Below are 19,078 nucleotides of genomic sequence, written 5' to 3'. Positions count from 1 at the left end.
TTATGATTACAGCCGAAAAAAAGAAAAAAAACAAGTTTTTACCGGATTTTGAGAAACAATCTATATACTCTTTAAGATATGACGAGATGCAAAATTGGTTGGTAGAACATAAGCAACAAAAATTTAGAGCAAAACAAATATTCGAATGGTTATACGAAAAACGTATAAATAGTTTCGATGAAATGACAAACTTATCTAAAGATTTAAGAGAAATATTAGAAGAAAATTTTGTTATGACAACACTGTCTACAGTAGTAAAACAAGAAAGTAAAGACGGCACGATTAAGTTTTTATTTGAACTACAAGATGGCTATACAATTGAGACAGTATTGATGAGACATGAATACGGTAATTCAGTGTGTGTAACAACACAAGTAGGTTGTCGTATTGGTTGTACTTTCTGTGCTTCTACTTTAGGCGGATTAAAACGAAATCTTGAAGCTGGAGAAATCGTGTCTCAAGTTCTAACAGTACAAAAAGCATTAGATGAATCAGACGAACGTGTCTCTCAAATCGTTATTATGGGTATTGGTGAACCTTTTGAAAACTATGATGAAATGATGGATTTCTTAAGAATCGTTAACGATGATAACGGATTAAATATTGGCGCTCGCCATATAACGGTGTCAACTTCAGGTATTATCCCTAGAATTTATGATTTTGCAGAAGAAGACATTCAAATTAATTTCGCGGTAAGTTTACACGGTGCAAAAGATGAAATTCGTTCACGACTTATGCCGATTAACAGAGCATATAATGTTGAGAAATTAATGGAAGCAATAGAATATTACCAAGAAAAAACAAACCGTCGTATTACATTTGAGTACGGTCTATTTGGTGGAGTGAATGATCAGTTAGAACATGCTAGAGAATTAGCGCATTTAATTCAAGATTTAAATTGCCATGTTAACTTAATACCTGTCAATCACGTTCCTGAGCGTAACTATGTAAAGACACCGAAAGAAGATATTTTCAAATTTGAAAAAGAGCTTAAACGTCTAGGCATTAATGCAACAATTAGAAGAGAGCAAGGATCTGACATTGACGCTGCATGTGGTCAATTAAGAGCAAAGGAACGACAAGTAGAAACGAGGTAGAGATCAAATGCTAAAAGCACAATTTTACACTGACAAAGGTCAATATCGTGAAAACAATGAAGATGCGGGCGGCGTATTTTACAATAAAATAAATCAACAACTTTTAGTTTTATGCGATGGCATGGGTGGACATCAAGCGGGCGAAGTGGCTAGTCAATTCGTAACTAAAGAATTGCAACAACGCTTCGAGGAAGAAAACTTAATAGAAGCACATCAAGCAGAAGATTGGTTACGTTCGACGTTAAAAAACATTAATCGCGAGCTTTATCAGTTATCCAGTACTCGTCCCGAATACAGTGGTATGGGAACGACATGTGTTTGTGCATTAGTATTTGATGATTATATCGTTGTTGCAAATATAGGAGATTCTCGTGCTTATTTAGTCAATAGTCGAGATGTTGAACAAATTACCAGTGATCATTCATTTGTTAATCACCTAGTGATGATTGGTCAGATTACTGAGGAAGAAGCGTTTAGTCATCCACAACGAAACATTATTACTAAAGTTATGGGTACGGATAAATTAGTGTCACCAGACATTTTTGTTAAACGTTTTAACTACTATGATTATCTTATATTAAACTCTGATGGACTAACTGATTATGTTAGAGACAATCAACTTCAAGAAATCATAGAAGACAACGACACTATTGAGAGTATTGGATTAAAGTTAATAGAAGTAGCATTAGCGAATGATTCTAATGATAATATAAGTTTTGTGCTCGCAGAGATTGAAGGTGACAAAGTATGATAGGCAAAGTAATAAATGACCGTTATGAAGTAGTTGAGAAACTTGGTGGCGGAGGGATGAGTGTTGTCTATCTTGCTAAAGATACAATTTTAAAGCGTAAAGTTGCCATCAAAGCTATATCTATCCCTGCAAATGAAAAAGAAGAGACTATAGAGCGATTTGAAAGAGAAGTACATAACTTAACACAACTTGCTCACAAAAATATTGTTAACGTTTATGATGTAACTGAAAATGATGATTGCTTTTTCATAGTCATGGAATATATCGATGGACCTACGCTTTCTGAATATATAGCAAATCATCAACCATTAGATATTCAGACCATCATTAACTTTACTGAGCAAATTATTGAAGGCATTAAACACGCTCATGAAACAAGAATAGTGCATAGAGATATCAAACCACAGAACATCTTAATTGAAAAAGATAAAACATTAAAAATTTTAGATTTTGGTATCGCTAAAGCATTAAGCGAAACGACGATGACACAAACAAATCATGTACTCGGTACAGTACAATACTTATCACCAGAACAAGCTCGCGGAGAATCGACGGATAGTGGTACAGATATTTATTCTATCGGTGTCGTACTTTACGAAATGTTAGTCGGGAAACCACCTTATAATGGTGAAAATGCGATTAGCATTGCAATTAAACATATTCAAGACGATATGCCAAATCCTACTGCACAGCGCAAGGACGTGCCTCAAGCGTTAAGTAATGTTGTATTAAAAGCCACTGAAAAAGATAAAAAAGATCGTTACCAATCTGTAAACGAAATGCAGGAAGATTTAAAGAGTGCATTGTCAGACGATCGTATTAACGAATCTAAATATGTATCTGAAGATATGTCCACGACAACGATGGAATTTGATAAAAACGAAATCAAAGCGCGTGCCAAACAAGAAAATAACAACAATAATATTGAACAGACAATGCAAATTCCTATTGTGGATCACCAAAAATTTCAGTCGAGCGAAGAGCATATTTATGCTATGCCTCCTAAAAAAAGATCGAAAAAGAAAAAGTTTTTTTATGCTTTCATTTTAGTTATATTACTTTGCGGTCTATTTAGTTTTGTTGCTATGGGGATGTTTGGTAATAAATATTTAGAAACACCTAATTTATCTGGTAAAACAGAAAAACAGGCAGAATCTATTTTAGCTCAAAACAAGCTCAAATTAGGTGAAACATCTCGCGCATATAGTGATAAATATGGTGAAAATAAAATTATTAAAACTAAACCGAAAAAAGGTTCAAGATTAAAACAAAATAGTAAAGTCGATATCGTTTTATCAAAAGGTCCTCAAACGGCTAAAATGCCACAATTATATGGAATGCCTAAAGATGAAGCTGTTAAAAAATTAAAAGATTTAGGCTTTAAAAATGTAAATGTGGATAAAGCTTATACCAAAAATAATATGGATAAAGGGTTAATTGAAAAACAAAGTGTTGCAGCTGGCAATAAGGTTAAATTAAGTAGTAATGATATTAAATTGACGGAATCGTTAGGTGTTAAACAAGTTTACGTTGATGACTTTGAGGACAAACCATTTAATGATGCTAAGTCTAAACTGGAAGGCAAAGGCTTTAATGTCGTTGTTACTTCTGAAAAAAATGACGATCAAGTTAGTAAAGATTCCGTTATTAGCCAAACGCCTAAAGATAAAGAAGTTGATGAAGGCTCTACAATCTCCTTTGTTGTCTCTAAAGGTAAAGAGAAAAAAGACGATGACGACAAAGATAAGAAAGATGATAAAAATAAGAGCAAAGATGATGACGACGATGATGATATGACTAAAACTTACACGCAAACAGTTGTCGTACCATATACTGGTAAAGACGATAAAAGCCAAGAAGTAAAAGTCTATATTAGAGATAAAGACAATTCTGGATCATCAGTAGCACAAACTTATAAAATTAAAGATGATAAAACAATTAAAATTCCGATGAAGATTGCTAAAGGAAAAACGGCAGGTTATACGGTACGAGTAGATGACAAAGTAGTGTCAGACAAAGATATACCATATGATTTTTAATTGTAAATAGAGGTTTAGATAAGTTTTAATATTTATTATTAAAACTTATCTTACCTCTTTTGTTTTATTTATAGGTTATTTATTATTTAAAATAACTATGCTTTGCTATAATAAGAAAAGTAATAGTAATGAAAAGAGGTGCAAGTTTGAAAACTGGACGTATCATTAAATCGCTAAGTGGTGTATATCGTGTCGATGTACAAGGAAAAATGTATGATACAAAGCCGCGAGGTTTATTTAGAAAAAATAAATTTTCTCCGATAGTTGGAGATGTCGTAGACTTTGATGTTGAAAATAAAATAGAAGGTTATATTCAACATGTACATGAACGAAAAAACGAACTGAAGAGACCACCAGTGAGTAATATTGATCACTTAATTATCGTGATGAGTGCTGTAGAACCTGATTTTTCAACGCAATTATTAGATAGGTTTTTAGTAATAGCACATTCATATCATTTACGTCCTCAAATTTTGATTACTAAAAAAGATTTAGCGACGTCAGAAATACAACAAAATATTCAACAACAACTTGCTACTTATGCCGATATAGGATATCAAATTCAATTTATAGGTAAAGATAGCGATATTGACGCAATTTTTAATGAATGGGGAGAAGGTTTAGCTGTATTAAGTGGGCAGTCAGGTGTCGGTAAATCAACATTGTTAAATCATTATTTTCCTGAATTACAACTTGAGACGCAACATATCTCTAAATCATTAAATCGTGGACGACATACAACACGACATGTGGAGTTATTCGAAAGAAGTAATGGTTTTATAGCAGATACGCCTGGATTTAGTGCTTTAGATTTTGACCACATTCAAAAAAATGAAGTGAAAGAATATTTTATAGATATTAATGAATTTGGTGAATTATGTAAATTTAGAGATTGTAATCACATAAATGAACCAAAATGTAATGTGAAAGAACAATTGGCTCAAGGCAACCTTGCTCAATTTAGATATGATCATTATGTCCAATTGTTTAACGAGATTAGTAACAGAAAGGAAAGATATTAAATGGCAAAAATATTCCCATCTCTATTATCAGCAGATTTTTTAAACTTAAATGAAGAGTTATCAAACTTAGAAGCGGCAGGCGTTGATGGCGTACATTTTGATGTCATGGATGGTCAATTTGTGCCTAACATTTCAATAGGTATACCTGTACTTGAAGCAGTAAGAAGAGGTACATCTTTACCGATAGATGTACATTTAATGATTGAATCACCGGAAAAATATATTGAATTATTTGCAGAGAGTGGTGCGGATATGATTTCTGTTCATGTTGAGGCAACGCCACATATACATAGAGTAATTCAACAAATCAAAAATGCTAAGAAAAAAGCAGGTGTGGTCATTAATCCAGGTACACCTGTAGAAACGATTTTACCGGTCATTGATATGGTGGATTATGTATTAGTAATGACTGTGAATCCAGGTTTTGGTGGTCAAGCGTTCATCGAATCAACACTTACGAAATTAAAACAACTATCTAGCGTTAAATCTGCCAATAATTTAACATTTGATATTGAGGTAGATGGTGGCATCAATGACAAAACAGTAGAAAAAGTTATAGAAAATGGAGCAACAATGTTAGTTGCAGGTTCATACTTTTTTGGTCATCAAAATTACGATGATGCAGTAAAACAATTAAGAGGATGATGTTATGCATATAAATTTATTGTGTAGCGATAGAAACACGCCCGTACATTTATTAAATAGTAAAAAAGAAGAAACATGGTGTGGCGTAGATCGAGGCGCTTTAATTCTATATCAAAATAATATTGAACCAGAATTTACGATTGGCGATTTCGATTCGATTAATGATGAAGAGAGACAATTATTAACAGATAAATTTGGCATCAATCCCGTTAAAGCAGAAAAGGATGATACTGATTTAGCGATTGCCGTTGAAGAAGCTGTTATACGTGGTTATTTAGAAATTTATATTTATGGAGCTACTGGTGGTAGGTTAGACCATTTCATGGGCGCATTACAAATATTAGAAAAACCTGAATATCAACGATTAAATGTAAAAATTATTATTATTGATCAACAAAATGAAATTCAATATTTAACTGCCGGACATTACAATATACAACAGCAACAAAACTTTAAATATATCTCATTTATACCAGTTAACTATCCGACAGCTATTTCGTTAATCAATTTTAAATACCCTTTAGAACATCAAAATTTAGAACAAGGTTCTACATTAACTATATCTAATGAATTGGATGGACAATCAGGTGTCGTTGAATTACATGAGGGCGCAGTCTTAATGATACAATCAACTGATTAATTACAAATAAAAAAAGACCAATCCTCCACATAAGGATTGGTCTTTATTGTGCATTATATTTATTAAACTCTAGTAACTTTACCAGATTTTAAAGCACGTGCAGAAACCCAAACTTTTTTAGGTTTTCCGTCTACAAGAATTCTAACTTTTTGAAGGTTAGCATTCCATCTACGTTTCGTAGCGTTTAAAGCGTGTGAACGATTGTTACCAGTTGAAGCTTTACGACCTGTTACGTAACATTGTTTGCCCATGAAAGTACCTCCTTTAATAAATATAAATACACGTATCTACTACATACTTTACAAATGTACCATATTTAATAAATCAAAGCAATAAATTTTAAAATTTTTGACTATTTTGCTTTTAGATATAACAAAATATGCTATAATAATGCGAAATGAAATAATGTAACAGTTAACGGTTACATATCATTAATGACAAAATTAAAGAATGGTATGCAATAATGACTACACAAATTGGAGGGTAACGACAATGACATTGGAAATAAATAATGATTACGGGAACATAGATATTTCTAATGAAGTTATCGCTACTGTAGTTGGTAGCAAAGTTGTTGAATGTTATGGCATTGTAGGCATGGCATCAAAACAGCAAGTAAGAGATGGTATAGCTGAAATATTAGGCCACGAAAATTATGCTAAAGGCATAGTTATTCATAGTACAAATGACAGTATAGACGTTGATATGTACGTTATTGTAAGCTATGGTGTAAAGATTTCAGAAGTCGCAAGTAGTGTACAAGCGACAGTAAAATATGCATTAGAACAATCTTTAAAAGTAAAAATCAATGCTATAAATATACATGTGCAAGGATTAAGAATTAATAATGGTAAGGACAATTAGGAGGATATTACATAATGGTACGTACAATCGATGGTAAATTATTTGCGGAGATGATTTTTCAAGGTGCGCAAAATTTATCAAATAATGCAGAATTGGTAGATTCACTCAATGTTTATCCAGTGCCAGATGGGGATACTGGAACCAACATGAATTTAACAATGACTTCAGGGAAAGAAGCAGTTGAGCAAAATCTATCTGCACATATAGGCGAACAAGGTAAAACTTTTGCTAAAGGATTATTAATGGGCGCAAGAGGTAACTCGGGTGTTATACTATCACAAATATTTAGAGGATTTTGTCATGATTTAGAACAATTAGAAACAATTGATGCAAAACAATTTGCTGAAAGTATTCAAGCTGGGGTTAAAACAGCCTATAACGCTATTATGAAACCGGTAGAAGGTACTATTTTAACCGTTGCCAAAGATGCAGGTGCAGCGGCGCTAGAAAAAATGGATGATACTGGGGATTGCATTGAATTATTAACATATGTAGTTGAAGCAGCTAATAAATCATTAGAAAACACACCTAATTTATTACCAGTGTTAAAAGAAGTCGGCGTCGTAGATAGTGGTGGTAAAGGTTTAGTGCTTATTTATGAAGGATTTTTAAGTGCGCTAAAAGGTGAAACAATCACAAGCGAAAAAGCTAAAATCGGAACAGATCAAATCGTTCACGAAGCGCACGATTTTCATGGCGTAATTAGTACCGATGATATTAAATACGGTTATTGTACTGAAATGATGGTACGTTTTGATAGTCAGCTAAAAGATTTTGATGAAAATGAATTTAGAGAAGATATGAGTAAATTTGGAGATTCATTACTTGTAATTAATGACGATGAAATTGTTAAAGTACATGTTCACACTGAAAAACCTGGGGAAGTATTCAATTACGGTCAACAATACGGTGAATTAATTAAACTTAAAGTAGAAAATATGAGAGAGCAACATAGAGAAGTGTTGAGAAAAGAACAACATAATCAACCTAAATCTGAAACGGTTGAAACAGCAATAATTACGATTTCTATGGGTGAAGGTATTTCTGAATTATTTAAATCAATGGGTGCGACTAATGTGATTAGTGGTGGTCAGACAATGAATCCTTCTACACAAGATATTGTAAATGTCATTGAAGAAACACAATGTAAACGTGCGATTATTTTACCTAATAATAAAAATATATTAATGGCAAGTGAACAAGCAGCGGATTTAGTAGATGCAGAAGCAGTCGTTATACCTACAAAATCAATTCCTCAAGGTATAGCTGCGTTATTCAATTTAGACAGTAATGATAGCTTAGAAGATAATAAAGAACGTATGATTCAATCACTTGAGACTGTTAACTCGGGCGCAATAACTTATGCTGTGAGAGATACGAAAATTGACGGCGTAGATGTGAAAGAAAATGACTTTATTGGTTTGCAAGAGGATAAAATTGTGGCTACAAATGCGAATCAACTTGAAGCAATCAAATCATTGTTGACTAATATGATTGAAGAAGATAGCGAAATTATTACTATTATTGCAGGATCAGAAGCTACAAGTGAAAACACTGAACAGACTATTGACTGGTTAGAAGCACAATATCCTGAAATTGAAATAGATCAACATGACGGGCAACAACCTGTTTATCCATATTTATTTGCAGTAGAATAAATATGCTATTGAAATAATACGTAATTAGGCTACGGCTTAATTACGTATATTTTTGTGTTATATTACGTATTGAATTTATTAAAGTGGAAAAAAATAAGCAGTCGTTTTATTTATTTATGTCTTGTTCAACCGATAATAGTTTATAAATAAGATATAGCTTGTTATAATAATATGGACTTAAAGATGTAAGCGTAACACTTTAGAATTATTAAAAATTATTGTGGGGTATTGTTATGAAATATAAAAGCGTTTTTGACATTATAGGACCAACGATGGTAGGTCCATCATCATCTCACACAGCTGGTGCAGTCAGAATTGGTTTAGTTGCAAGAGACTTGTTTGGTCAAACACCACAACAAGCGGATATATATTTATATGGTTCATTTATGGAAACATATAGAGGTCATGGTACCGACGTAGCTTTAGTGGGAGGTTTACTCGGCTATGATACAGATGATGATCGCATAACAAAAAGTTTAGAAACAGCTGAAGAACAGGGCATGAAAGTTAATTTTATCGAAATGTCTGAAGAGCGTTCCCATCCAAATACTGCCATTATTAATATGAGAGACGGCGACACAGAAATTTCTGTCGAAGGTGTATCAATTGGTGGCGGTAAGATAGAAATTATAGCAATTAACGGCTTTAATATCGCTATTAGTGGTAATTACCCAGCGTTACTAGTCTTTCATAAAGATACTTTTGGTACGATTGGACGCGTGGCAAACATTTTGGGAGATTCAAGTATTAATGTTGGGAGTATGCAAGTTGCACGTAAAGAAAAAGGCGATCAAGCATTAATGACTTGCGAATTAGATGACGCTATTAATGATGAAATTATAGAGAGAATAAAAAACGTCGATGGTGTAGTGACTGTTTCACTCATGGGCGACGCCTAATGGAGGAATAGCATGTTTAAAAGTGTGAAAGAATTAATTGCGATTTGTGAATCAGAAAATAAAAAGATTCATGAAGTAATGCTCGAGCAAGAAATGGAAATAACAGGACTATCAGAAGAAGAAGTTTATGCCAATATGGATAAAAATCTACAAACTATGGAAAATGCTTTAGATGAAGGACTTGAAGGCGTAACGTCAACAACAGGACTCACAGGTGGCGATGCAGTATTAATTAAAAACTATTTAGCTACAGGTAAGTCATTAGCAGGGAATACGTTGTTAGATGCAGTTAGTAAGGCAGTTGCAACAAACGAAGTTAATGCAGCGATGGGAAAAATATGTGCAACGCCTACTGCCGGTTCTGCAGGTGTAGTACCAGGTGTATTATTTGGGCTAAAACCAAGATTAAATCCTTCAAGAAGAGATATGTTAAATTTCTTATTAACATCAGGTGCATTTGGATTTGTAGTGGCAAACAATGCTTCAATTTCAGGTGCTGCCGGTGGTTGCCAAGCAGAAGTAGGTTCTGCGGCAGCGATGGCGGCAGGTGCAACAGTAGAATTAGCTGGAGGTACGGCACAACAATCATCTGAAGCTTTTGCAATTTGTTTGAAAAATATGCTAGGTTTAGTTTGTGATCCAGTTGCTGGCTTAGTTGAAGTACCATGTGTTAAGCGTAATGCAGCAGGCGCATCTAATGCGATTGTTTCTGCTGATATGGCGTTAGCAGGCGTAACTTCTAGAATTCCAACTGATGAAGTAATTGAAGCAATGTATAAAATAGGACAAACAATGCCTTCTGCTTTAAGAGAGACAGGACGTGGAGGTCTTGCAGGAACTCCGACAGGGCAACGTTTAAAACAAGAAATATTTGGTGATTAATCATGTCAAAAGTCAATTTAATAGAAAGTCCATTCCCATTATCTAAAATTAAGGGATTGGGTCCTAAACGGTTGGCAGTGTTAAATGAACTTAATATTAATACAGTTGAGGATTTAATCTTATACTTACCAACACGTTATGAAGATAATACTATAATTGACTTAACTGAGGCTGAAGATCAATCTATAGTGACAGTTGTAGGTGAAGTATACTCATCTCCAACTGTCGCTTTTTTTGGTCGTAATAAATCCAAATTGACAGTTCATTTAATGGTGAACAATATAGCAGTCAAATGTGTATTTTTTAATCAACCGTATTTGAAAAAGAAAATAGAGTTACATGGTCAAGTAATTGTAAAAGGAAAATGGTTGCGTAACAAACAAGAAATTAATGGCAATAGAATGTTTTTCAATGAAGAGAACATCAATGAAGATGAACAGTTTGAACCTGTATACAGAATTAAAGAAGGCATTAAACAAAAACCTTTACGTGACATGATTCGACAAGTGTTTAATGAAGTTACAATACATGAATGGTTGTCTCAAGAATTGAGAGATAAATACAAACTAGAAACTTTAGAACAAACATTGAAATCTTTGCATTTTGCCACTGATAAACAATCATTATTAAAAGCAAGACGTACTTATGCCTTTACCGAATTATTTTTATTTGAACTAAGAATGCAATGGTTAAATCGATTGGAAAAGACGTCTGATGAAGCGGTAGAAATCGATTACGATATCGATAAAGTAAAACAATTTATTAATAATTTGCCGTTCGAATTAACAGACGCACAAAAAACAAGTGTTAATGAAATATTTAGAGATTTAAAAGCACCTATTAGAATGCATCGACTCTTACAAGGTGATGTAGGTTCCGGCAAAACCGTAGTGGCTGCAATATGTATGTATGCATTGAAAACGTCCGGGTATCAATCAGCCTTAATGGTACCTACAGAAATACTAGCCGAACAACACGCCGAAAGTCTTGTTGATTTATTTGGTGACACGATGAACGTGGCCTTACTCACAGGCTCGGTCAAAGGAAAGAAACGTAAGGTGTTATTACAACAATTGGCAGAAGGAACTATAGATTGTTTAATTGGTACGCATGCACTCATTCAAGAAGATGTTGTTTTTAACAATGTCGGGTTAGTTATTACCGATGAACAACATCGATTTGGAGTAAATCAACGACAATTGTTAAGAGAAAAAGGTGCAATGACAAATGTACTATTTATGACGGCTACTCCCATTCCAAGGACGTTGGCTATTTCGGTATTTGGTGAAATGGATGTCTCTTCAATTAAACAATTACCTCGTGGTCGTAAGCCAATCATAACGAGTTGGTCTAAACACGAAGCGTATGAAGATGTATTAAATCAAATGACCAATGAACTTAAAAAGGGTAGGCAAGCTTATGTTATTTGTCCGCTGATTGAAAGTTCAGAGCATTTAGAAGATGTACAAAATGTCGTCGCTTTATTTGAATCGTTGAAAGATTATTATGGCGAACAACGTGTAGGTATCTTACACGGGAAGTTATCTAGCGATGAGAAAGATGCTGTGATGCAACGTTTTAGCGATCATGAAATAGATATACTTGTGTCAACGACTGTTGTAGAAGTAGGAGTCAACGTACCGAATGCGACATTCATGATGATATATGATGCAGACCGTTTTGGTTTATCAACACTCCATCAATTACGAGGTCGTGTAGGAAGAAGCGATCAACAAAGTTACTGTGTTTTAATTGCTTCCCCGAAAACTGAAGTCGGTATTGAGCGTATGAATATTATGACTCAAACAACTGATGGTTTTGAATTGAGTGAACGAGATCTTGAAATGAGGGGCCCTGGTGATTTCTTCGGCGTGAAGCAAAGTGGTTTGCCTGATTTCTTAGTGGCGAATGTAGTCGAAGATTATAAAATGCTAGAAGTCGCAAGAGATGAAGCTGCAGAATTGATTCAATCGGGTGACTTTTTCTCGAGTGACTATGATCGATTAAGACATTTTATAGAACGTAATCTACTTTATATGAGTTTTGATTAACTAAGGTAATAAAAAATACTCGCTCAAGACAATGCGTTTTGAACGAGTATTTCTTTGTATGCATGTAATTTTATTTAGTTACACCTACATCATTCCAAGCTTTATCTATAGCTGTAACTTCTTTACTTTTAGCACCATATAATTGTGCTGCAGCTTTTTTTAGTGCAACTTTAGCATCATGGAATTTGGCATTAGGTGTTAAATAGCGAGTTAAAGTTAAGTAGTAGACACGTTCTGCCTTATCTTTACCAATTGCCTTGATGGTTAGATACGCAGCTTTATTAGGGATACCGCTATTAATATGAACACCACCACTATCATTTGGGCTGTTATAATAATTTTTCATATGTGCTGGCTGTTTATATTTTTCAGGGTTAGAAATACTACGTATGCCATCGCCTTTTATTTTAGGCGTATAAGCATCTTCACCGATTAACCAATCATTCGGATCAACAAAATAGGCAAATACATCGGAAATAGATTCATTAAGCGCCCCTGTTTGATTTTTATAAATTAATTTAGCTGTACGTGCGGTAACTGCATGTGTTAATTCATGCGCAATAATATCTTTTGAAGCAGACAATGCTTTAAATTGTTTGCCATCGCCATCACCATAAATCATATATTGTCCTGTCCAAGCGGCATTATTAAAGTTTTTACCGTAATGTACAAATGAATCAATGCGACCACCTTTATTATCATAACTATTACGGTTAAATTTTTTAAGATAATAGTGATATATTTCGTTAGCATAATAGTGGGCATCGACGCCTGCTTTTTGTGATGATTTGTTAAAATTACTAGTTGTATTGGTGATAGGTAGCGCCCAAGTCGTTGTATTATTAGCTGTTTTTGTATTCATTTTTGCTTTTTGTGATGTATCGTTTAACGTATATTGTGTTTTGCCTTTAACTTTTGCAGAGGTTAAGTTTAATGGCTTTTTAATGTCACCATTAACGCCTGTACCTTTACCTTTTACAGAAGCTTCTTCAATAATGTCATCTTTTTTTAATATGGCACCATTTGTTGCGTCTACTTGGATTTTCCAATGCGCGACATAAGGACTAGAATAATTGATTTCCACATTATAAACGTAACGTTGTTTATCACTGTTAATGTCTAATTTATTATTGTTTATCACTTTGTAGCCATCTATATTTTTCACTTGATTTCTTGTTAATCCAATGGCTTCAAATGCTTTAGTTTCGGCTTGTTGTTTAGTAAGGGAAATTTTATTATTAACATTGAGATAAGGTTTGTTTAATGTTCCATTTACTAGCGTCGTTTTATCGTTTTTATCGACATGAACTTTTATAACGCTATCAGATGCTACTACTTTATGTATTTTGGGTTGTAATTCATAATGTGTAACCCCGGTACTGTCTTCTTTTTTGTTAATAACAGTATATTGATTGTATGCCTCTGGTAATTTGGCCGGTTGCACATTTGAAGATGATTTTTCTAATATTTTTTTAGCATTGTTTTGTAGTAGATGTTCTGCAGAAGCATCGTTATTTACAGTTTGTTTTTTTATGGAAGTTAAAGATTCAGAAGTTATACTATTTGTTTGTGTTTGCTCAGCACCGTTAGCATAGTTAGTAGTTAAAGTGAGTAACGTACAAGTAGCAATTGTACATGTCCAAAATTTTTTCATAATGTCCCCCTTGAAATAGAAAAAATGTGTGTGTTTGGCAATACATAATAGTTGTCATTAAATTAATTAAATTATACATATTTTAAATAATATTCACAATAATAAATTGAATATGTAATTGAAAAGTAATTATTATTAATTATAAATTTACGAAGTATTGTTAAAATATAAATACTCAAAGGTTTAAAGAAGCGAGCGAAACAAATAAATCACATAATTGTTGAGCAATTAAAATAGAAAGTGTTATGATATGTTAGGAATGTTTAAGACTTGGTACTAAAAATCATTAAGGAGGGCTTTTGTGAAATTAAAAAAGCAAGCAAGACGAAACTCAATTAAAAAAGAAATAGAACGAAATCCCTTCATTACTGATTTGGATTTAAGTGAAAAGTTTGATGTAAGTATTCAAACAATACGTTTAGATCGCACAAACTTGAATATTCCAGAATTACGCAAACGAATAAAAAATGTTGCTAAAGAAAATCATGATAGAATTCGTTCGATTGATGGGAGCGAAATCATTGGTGACGTTATAAACGTTGAGCCAGATAAACATGCAGTTTCTATAATTAATATAGGAGAAGATTCAGTTTTTTCTCGTAATTTAATTGCTAGAGGACATGTCCTATTTGCTCAAGCCAATTCACTATGTGTAGCTTTAATACATAAACCAGTCGTTTTAACAAAAGAGAGTAATATTAAATTTATAAAAACAGTCAAATTAAATGATATCGTAACTGCAGAAGCACAAGTTGTAGCATATAAAGAAAAATATTATATTATTGAAGTGAAATCATTCGTTAAAGAACAACAAGTTTTTGGTGGCACTTTCAAAATGTATTATACAAGTGAGGATGAAATAAATGGTTAAAATTGCAATTGATATGATGGGTGGGGACGATGCACCTCAAATTGTACTTGAAGCTGTAGAAAAAGCAGTTAATGATTTTAAAGATTTAGAGATTATATTATTTGGTGATAAAGATCAATGTAATTTAAACCACGAACGTGTTGAAGTTAGACATTGTGCTGAAGAAATTACAATGGACGATGAACCAGTAAGAGCAATAAAGAGAAAGAAAGATAGTTCTATGGTCCGTATGGCTGAAGCTGTAAAATCAGGCGAGGCAGACGGTTGTGTCTCAGCAGGTAATACAGGCGCATTAATGTCAGCTGGTTTATTTATTGTTGGACGTATTAGTGGTGTTTCTAGACCAGCGTTAGTCGTTACGTTACCGACAACTTCTGGTAAAGGTTTCGTCTTTATGGATGTTGGTGCTAATGCTGATGCTAAAGCTGAACATTTATTACAATATGCCCAATTAGGAAACATTTATGCTCAAAAAATTCGTGGCATTGAACAACCTTCTGTGGGTCTATTAAATATTGGAACAGAGGCAGCAAAAGGTAATGCTTTAACTAAAAAGGCATTTAATTTAATGGAAGAACAAAATGACTTTAAATTTAATGGTAATGTCGAAGCTAAAGGTTTAATGGAAGATGCTGCTGATGTTATCGTTACAGATGGATACACTGGTAATATGATATTAAAAAACCTTGAAGGTGTAGCTAAAGCTTTTGGAAAAATGTTTAAAGAAACACTACTAAGTAGTTTCAAAAACAAAATGGCTGCTTTAGTATTACGCAAAGATTTACAAGGTTTAACACGTAAAATGGACTACGCAGAATATGGTGGTTCGGTATTACTTGGATTAGACGGCATCGTAGTAAAAGCACATGGTAGTTCAAGCGCTAAAGCATTTTACTCTGCAATTAGACAGGCTAAAATTGCCGGAGAACAAGAAATTGTTAAAACTATGAGAGAAACGGTTGGTGAATAAAATGGGTAAAACAGCTGTAATTTTCCCAGGACAAGGGTCACAAAAAGTAGGCATGGCACATGATTTATATAACGTTGATAGCAATGCATCAGAGGTATTGGATCAAGCCGCAAAACAACTAGACTTTGATATTTTAGAGACAATGTTTACTGATAGCGAAGACAAGTTAGGACAAACAGAAAATACACAACCAGCTTTACTAACACATAGTGTCGCTTTATATGAGGCGTTAGAAAATCTGAATGCGGATTATACTATGGGGCATAGCCTTGGCGAATATTCAAGTTTGGTAGCGAGCGGTGTATTAAAATTTGAAGATGCAGTGAAAATTGTAAGAAAACGCGGTCAACTTATGGCCGAAGCATTTCCAAACGGAGTCGGTAGCATGGCTGCTGTACTTGGATTGGACTACGACGAAGTAGATGATATTTGTAAAAAATTATCTACTGATGATGAAATTATCGAACCTGCAAATATTAATGCACCAGGACAAATCGTTGTGTCTGGACATAAAACGTTAATAGACAAACTTGCAGAAGAAGGTAAATCATTAGGTGCTAAACGTGTTATGCCATTATCTGTATCTGGACCTTTCCATTCATCAATGATGCAAGTAATAGAAGATCAATTTGCTCAATATATTGATCAATTTGAATGGCACGATGCACAATTCCCAGTCATTCAAAACGTTGACGCTCAACCAGAGACTGATAGTGCAGTAATAAAACAAAACATGATTAAGCAACTATATTCACCTGTACAATTTATTCAATCAACGGAATGGTTAATTGAGCAAGGTGTTGATCACTTTATCGAAGTTGGACCAGGTAAAGTATTATCTGGATTGATTAAAAAAATCAATAGAGACGTAAAATTAACTTCAATTCAAACTATTGAAGATTTAAAAGGATGGAATGAAAATGACTAAAAGTGCATTAGTAACTGGTGCTTCAAGAGGAATTGGACGTAGTATAGCGCTACAATTAGCAGAAGAAGGCTACAATGTAGCGGTTAACTACGCAGGAAGTAAAGAAAAAGCAGAAGCAGTTGTAGAAGAAATTAAAGCAAAAAATGTAGAAAGTTTTGCAATTCAAGCTAACGTAGCAGATGGTAATGAAGTTAAAGCTATGATTAAAGAAGTTGTGAATCAGTTTGGTTCAGTTGATGTTTTAGTAAATAATGCGGGTATTACACGTGATAATTTATTAATGCGTATGAAAGAATCAGAATGGGACGATGTCATCGATACAAACTTAAAAGGTGTCTTTAATTGTATTCAAAAAGTAACGCCACAAATGCTACGTCAAAAAAGTGGTTCAATCATTAACTTATCGAGCGTTGTAGGTGCAGTAGGTAATCCTGGACAAGCTAACTATGTAGCAACAAAAGCAGGCGTAATTGGTTTAACTAAATCGAGCGCACGTGAATTAGCTTCTAGAAACATTACTGTTAATGCTGTAGCGCCTGGATTTATCGTTTCAGATATGACTGACGCTTTAAGCGAAGAATTGAAATCACAAATGTTAGATCAAATCCCACTGTCAAGATTTGGTGATGATACTGATATTGCTAATACTGTTGCATTCTTGGCTTCAGATAAAGCTAAATACATCACAGGCCAAACAATTCACGTAAATGGCGGTATGTACATGTAAGTATGCAGAACTATTATTGTTAAAAATAATAGTTGCCTTTATAATACGACTTAGCCACATAATTTTCTGAAATTTAACTACAAATAGGGTGAAATAACGCTTGTATTTCACCTCATAAAATGGGAAAATGATAAAGTCTATGTATATTCTTTTTAAAGGAGGTGAATCGACGTGGAAAACTTCGATAAAGTAAAAGATATCATCGTTGATCGATTAGGTGTTGATGCAGATAAAGTAACTGCTGACGCATCATTTAAAGACGATTTAGGTGCTGACTCACTTGATATCGCTGAATTAGTAATGGAATTAGAAGACGAATTTGGTACTGAAATTCCTGATGAAGAAGCTGAAAAAATCAACACTGTTGGTGATGCTGTTAACTTCATTAACAGCCTTGAAAAATAATAAATCAAAATCTGGACCGTTTCTTTCGGTTCAGATTTTTTATTGACTTTAAATTGTGATGGTAAACAACTAAATATGATACAGAAATACTATAGGTTTTTCCTTTAGTTTTTCCTTGTTTTAACGTAAAATTATATATGTATGACTAAGTTTACGAAGTTTAGGAGGAAAGGTATTGACCAACAACAAAAAGATAGAAATAATTAATGACTTCAAAGATAGGTTTGCACAAAAGATGGAACAATTAAACTTAACGTATAACAATGTTGAGTTGTATCAACAAGCGTTTTCTCATTCAAGTTTTATTAATGATTTTAATATGAATCGTTTGGACCATAATGAACGATTAGAATTTTTAGGAGATGCGGTATTAGAATTGACGGTTTCACGCTACTTATTTGATAAATATCCCGACTTACCAGAAGGTAATCTGACAAAAATGCGTGCAACAATAGTTTGTGAACCCTCACTTGTAATATTTGCCAATAAAATACAATTAAATGAATTAATTTTACTCGGTAAAGGTGAAGAGAAAACAGGTGGACGTACGAGACCTTCATTAGTTTCGGATGCTTTTGAAGCATTTGTAGGTGCTCTATATTTAGATCAAGGATTAGAATCTGTATGGTATTTTGCGCAGAACGTCATTTTTCCATTTGCTGAAGATGATGAACTTGATGGCGTTATCGATTTCAAAACGCAATTTCAGGAATTTGTACACCAACAAAATAAAGGTGATGTAACTTATCGCCTAATCAAAGAAGAAGGTCCGGCGCATCATCGGTTATTTACTTCAGAAGTAATTTTAGAAAATACAGCTATAGCTGAAGGTAAGGGTAAAACTAAAAAAGAATCTGAACAAAAGGCAGCTGAAAGTGCCTACAAAACGATGGTAACTAAAGTTTAAGATGTTTAAATAGATACAATTACTTAGCGCAAATAGGTCAAGACGCTTATGTAGAGTTGGTAATGTAT

At 33.6% G+C, this 19,078-nt stretch carries 19 protein-coding genes; 17 read left to right on the top strand and 2 right to left on the bottom strand.

From position 1 onward, the window contains the following. The first annotated feature begins 2 nt into the window (after positions 1-2). The 6 genes from rlmN (at position 3) to ISP08_RS08010 (ending at position 6,194) form a co-directional block, all read left to right on the top strand. Complete coding sequence (gene rlmN / locus ISP08_RS08035; protein WP_195718274.1) at positions 3-1,097, top strand: dual-specificity RNA methyltransferase RlmN; 1,095 nt, start codon at positions 3-5, stop codon at positions 1,095-1,097. Positions 1,098-1,104: 7 nt separating this feature from the next. Beyond that, the gene (locus ISP08_RS08030) at positions 1,105-1,848 is read left to right on the top strand and encodes a Stp1/IreP family PP2C-type Ser/Thr phosphatase (protein WP_195718273.1); all 744 of its coding nucleotides are present in this window, start codon (positions 1,105-1,107) and stop codon (positions 1,846-1,848) included. Then, positions 1,845-3,887, top strand: coding sequence for a Stk1 family PASTA domain-containing Ser/Thr kinase (gene pknB, locus ISP08_RS08025; protein WP_195718272.1), 2,043 nt, complete (start codon positions 1,845-1,847; stop codon positions 3,885-3,887). Before ISP08_RS08030 ends, pknB begins: the two co-directional genes overlap by 4 nt. Positions 3,888-4,033: 146 nt before the next feature. Further along, positions 4,034-4,909: a ribosome small subunit-dependent GTPase A gene (gene rsgA / locus ISP08_RS08020; RefSeq protein WP_195718693.1), complete on the top strand. Its 876-nt coding sequence runs from the start codon at positions 4,034-4,036 to the stop codon at positions 4,907-4,909. After that, positions 4,910-5,554 carry a ribulose-phosphate 3-epimerase gene (gene rpe, locus ISP08_RS08015; RefSeq protein WP_048794101.1) on the top strand — a complete coding sequence of 215 codons (645 nt, stop codon included), beginning with the start codon at positions 4,910-4,912 and terminating at the stop codon, positions 5,552-5,554. Between the two features lie 4 nt (positions 5,555-5,558). Then, a complete protein-coding gene (locus tag ISP08_RS08010) occupies positions 5,559-6,194 on the top strand; it encodes a thiamine diphosphokinase (RefSeq protein WP_195718271.1) in 636 nt (211 codons plus the stop codon). A gap of 62 nt (positions 6,195-6,256) precedes the next feature. Here the strand turns inward: ISP08_RS08010 and rpmB are convergent, their stop codons facing one another. Then, positions 6,257-6,445: a 50S ribosomal protein L28 gene (gene rpmB, locus ISP08_RS08005; RefSeq protein WP_061854869.1), complete on the bottom strand. Its 189-nt coding sequence runs from the start codon at positions 6,443-6,445 to the stop codon at positions 6,257-6,259. Between the two features lie 241 nt (positions 6,446-6,686). Between rpmB and ISP08_RS08000 the strand changes: the two genes are divergently transcribed. From ISP08_RS08000 to recG, 5 genes are all read left to right on the top strand, one after another. Further along, positions 6,687-7,058: an Asp23/Gls24 family envelope stress response protein gene (locus tag ISP08_RS08000; RefSeq protein ID WP_048794098.1), complete on the top strand. Its 372-nt coding sequence runs from the start codon at positions 6,687-6,689 to the stop codon at positions 7,056-7,058. Positions 7,059-7,072: 14 nt separating this feature from the next. Next, positions 7,073-8,716 (top strand): fatty acid kinase catalytic subunit FakA, encoded by a 1,644-nt coding sequence (gene fakA, locus ISP08_RS07995; RefSeq protein WP_195718270.1) that lies wholly within the window; start codon positions 7,073-7,075, stop codon positions 8,714-8,716. 233 nt (positions 8,717-8,949) lie between these two features. Next, positions 8,950-9,615, top strand: a complete 666-nt coding sequence (gene sdaAB / locus ISP08_RS07990; protein ID WP_048794096.1) for an L-serine ammonia-lyase, iron-sulfur-dependent subunit beta — start codon at positions 8,950-8,952, stop codon at positions 9,613-9,615. A 12-nt stretch (positions 9,616-9,627) separates the two neighbouring features. Next, the gene (gene sdaAA, locus ISP08_RS07985; protein WP_048794095.1) at positions 9,628-10,497 is read left to right on the top strand and encodes an L-serine ammonia-lyase, iron-sulfur-dependent, subunit alpha; all 870 of its coding nucleotides are present in this window, start codon (positions 9,628-9,630) and stop codon (positions 10,495-10,497) included. A 2-nt stretch (positions 10,498-10,499) separates the two neighbouring features. Further along, positions 10,500-12,548, top strand: coding sequence for an ATP-dependent DNA helicase RecG (recG, locus tag ISP08_RS07980; RefSeq protein ID WP_195718269.1), 2,049 nt, complete (start codon positions 10,500-10,502; stop codon positions 12,546-12,548). A gap of 70 nt (positions 12,549-12,618) precedes the next feature. Here the strand turns inward: recG and ISP08_RS07975 are convergent, their stop codons facing one another. Beyond that, entirely contained in the window at positions 12,619-14,202 is a 1,584-nt protein-coding gene (locus ISP08_RS07975) for a M4 family metallopeptidase (protein WP_195718268.1), read from the bottom strand. A gap of 301 nt (positions 14,203-14,503) precedes the next feature. On the opposite strand from ISP08_RS07975, the gene fapR reads away from it, so the two are divergent. From fapR to rnc, 6 genes are all read left to right on the top strand, one after another. Next, positions 14,504-15,073 (top strand): transcription factor FapR, encoded by a 570-nt coding sequence (gene fapR / locus ISP08_RS07970; protein WP_195718267.1) that lies wholly within the window; start codon positions 14,504-14,506, stop codon positions 15,071-15,073. Beyond that, positions 15,066-16,043 carry a phosphate acyltransferase PlsX gene (plsX, locus tag ISP08_RS07965; RefSeq protein WP_048794091.1) on the top strand — a complete coding sequence of 326 codons (978 nt, stop codon included), beginning with the start codon at positions 15,066-15,068 and terminating at the stop codon, positions 16,041-16,043. Before fapR ends, plsX begins: the two co-directional genes overlap by 8 nt. Before the next feature lies 1 nt (position 16,044). Then, a complete protein-coding gene (gene fabD, locus ISP08_RS07960; RefSeq protein ID WP_195718692.1) occupies positions 16,045-16,971 on the top strand; it encodes an ACP S-malonyltransferase in 927 nt (308 codons plus the stop codon). After that, positions 16,964-17,698, top strand: a complete 735-nt coding sequence (fabG, locus tag ISP08_RS07955) for a 3-oxoacyl-[acyl-carrier-protein] reductase (protein WP_195718266.1) — start codon at positions 16,964-16,966, stop codon at positions 17,696-17,698. The genes fabD and fabG overlap by 8 nt, the downstream gene beginning before the upstream one ends. Positions 17,699-17,869: 171 nt before the next feature. Next, positions 17,870-18,103 (top strand): acyl carrier protein, encoded by a 234-nt coding sequence (locus ISP08_RS07950; RefSeq protein WP_002462381.1) that lies wholly within the window; start codon positions 17,870-17,872, stop codon positions 18,101-18,103. A gap of 235 nt (positions 18,104-18,338) precedes the next feature. Continuing rightward, positions 18,339-19,010, top strand: a complete 672-nt coding sequence (rnc, locus tag ISP08_RS07945; protein ID WP_394372036.1) for a ribonuclease III — start codon at positions 18,339-18,341, stop codon at positions 19,008-19,010. The last annotated feature ends 68 nt before the right edge of the window (positions 19,011-19,078 follow it).

Origin of the sequence: Staphylococcus lloydii (assembly GCF_015775975.1) — a bacterium.
In the GTDB taxonomy this organism is placed as follows: domain Bacteria; phylum Bacillota; class Bacilli; order Staphylococcales; family Staphylococcaceae; genus Staphylococcus; species Staphylococcus lloydii.
The sequence above is the reverse complement of the archived record's forward strand: the minus strand, read 5'-3'. Positions and strand labels throughout refer to the sequence as shown.

Bases quoted from the DNA above. Each gene is read 5' to 3' on its own strand.
- rpmB (WP_061854869.1), bottom strand. From the start codon at position 6,445: ATGGGCAAACAATGTTACGTAACAGGTCGTAAAGCTTCAACTGGTAAC.
- ISP08_RS08000 (WP_048794098.1), top strand. From the start codon at position 6,687: ATGACATTGGAAATAAATAATGATTACGGGAACATAGATATTTCTAAT.
- fabG (WP_195718266.1), top strand. From the start codon at position 16,964: ATGACTAAAAGTGCATTAGTAACTGGTGCTTCAAGAGGAATTGGACGT.
- plsX (WP_048794091.1), top strand. From the start codon at position 15,066: ATGGTTAAAATTGCAATTGATATGATGGGTGGGGACGATGCACCTCAA.
- recG (WP_195718269.1), top strand. From the start codon at position 10,500: ATGTCAAAAGTCAATTTAATAGAAAGTCCATTCCCATTATCTAAAATT.
- fabD (WP_195718692.1), top strand. From the start codon at position 16,045: ATGGGTAAAACAGCTGTAATTTTCCCAGGACAAGGGTCACAAAAAGTA.
- ISP08_RS07975 (WP_195718268.1), bottom strand. From the start codon at position 14,202: ATGAAAAAATTTTGGACATGTACAATTGCTACTTGTACGTTACTCACT.
- pknB (WP_195718272.1), top strand. From the start codon at position 1,845: ATGATAGGCAAAGTAATAAATGACCGTTATGAAGTAGTTGAGAAACTT.
- fakA (WP_195718270.1), top strand. From the start codon at position 7,073: ATGGTACGTACAATCGATGGTAAATTATTTGCGGAGATGATTTTTCAA.
- sdaAB (WP_048794096.1), top strand. From the start codon at position 8,950: ATGAAATATAAAAGCGTTTTTGACATTATAGGACCAACGATGGTAGGT.
- rnc (WP_394372036.1), top strand. From the start codon at position 18,339: ATGGAACAATTAAACTTAACGTATAACAATGTTGAGTTGTATCAACAA.
- rlmN (WP_195718274.1), top strand. From the start codon at position 3: ATGATTACAGCCGAAAAAAAGAAAAAAAACAAGTTTTTACCGGATTTT.
- ISP08_RS08030 (WP_195718273.1), top strand. From the start codon at position 1,105: ATGCTAAAAGCACAATTTTACACTGACAAAGGTCAATATCGTGAAAAC.
- sdaAA (WP_048794095.1), top strand. From the start codon at position 9,628: ATGTTTAAAAGTGTGAAAGAATTAATTGCGATTTGTGAATCAGAAAAT.
- rpe (WP_048794101.1), top strand. From the start codon at position 4,910: ATGGCAAAAATATTCCCATCTCTATTATCAGCAGATTTTTTAAACTTA.
- ISP08_RS08010 (WP_195718271.1), top strand. From the start codon at position 5,559: ATGCATATAAATTTATTGTGTAGCGATAGAAACACGCCCGTACATTTA.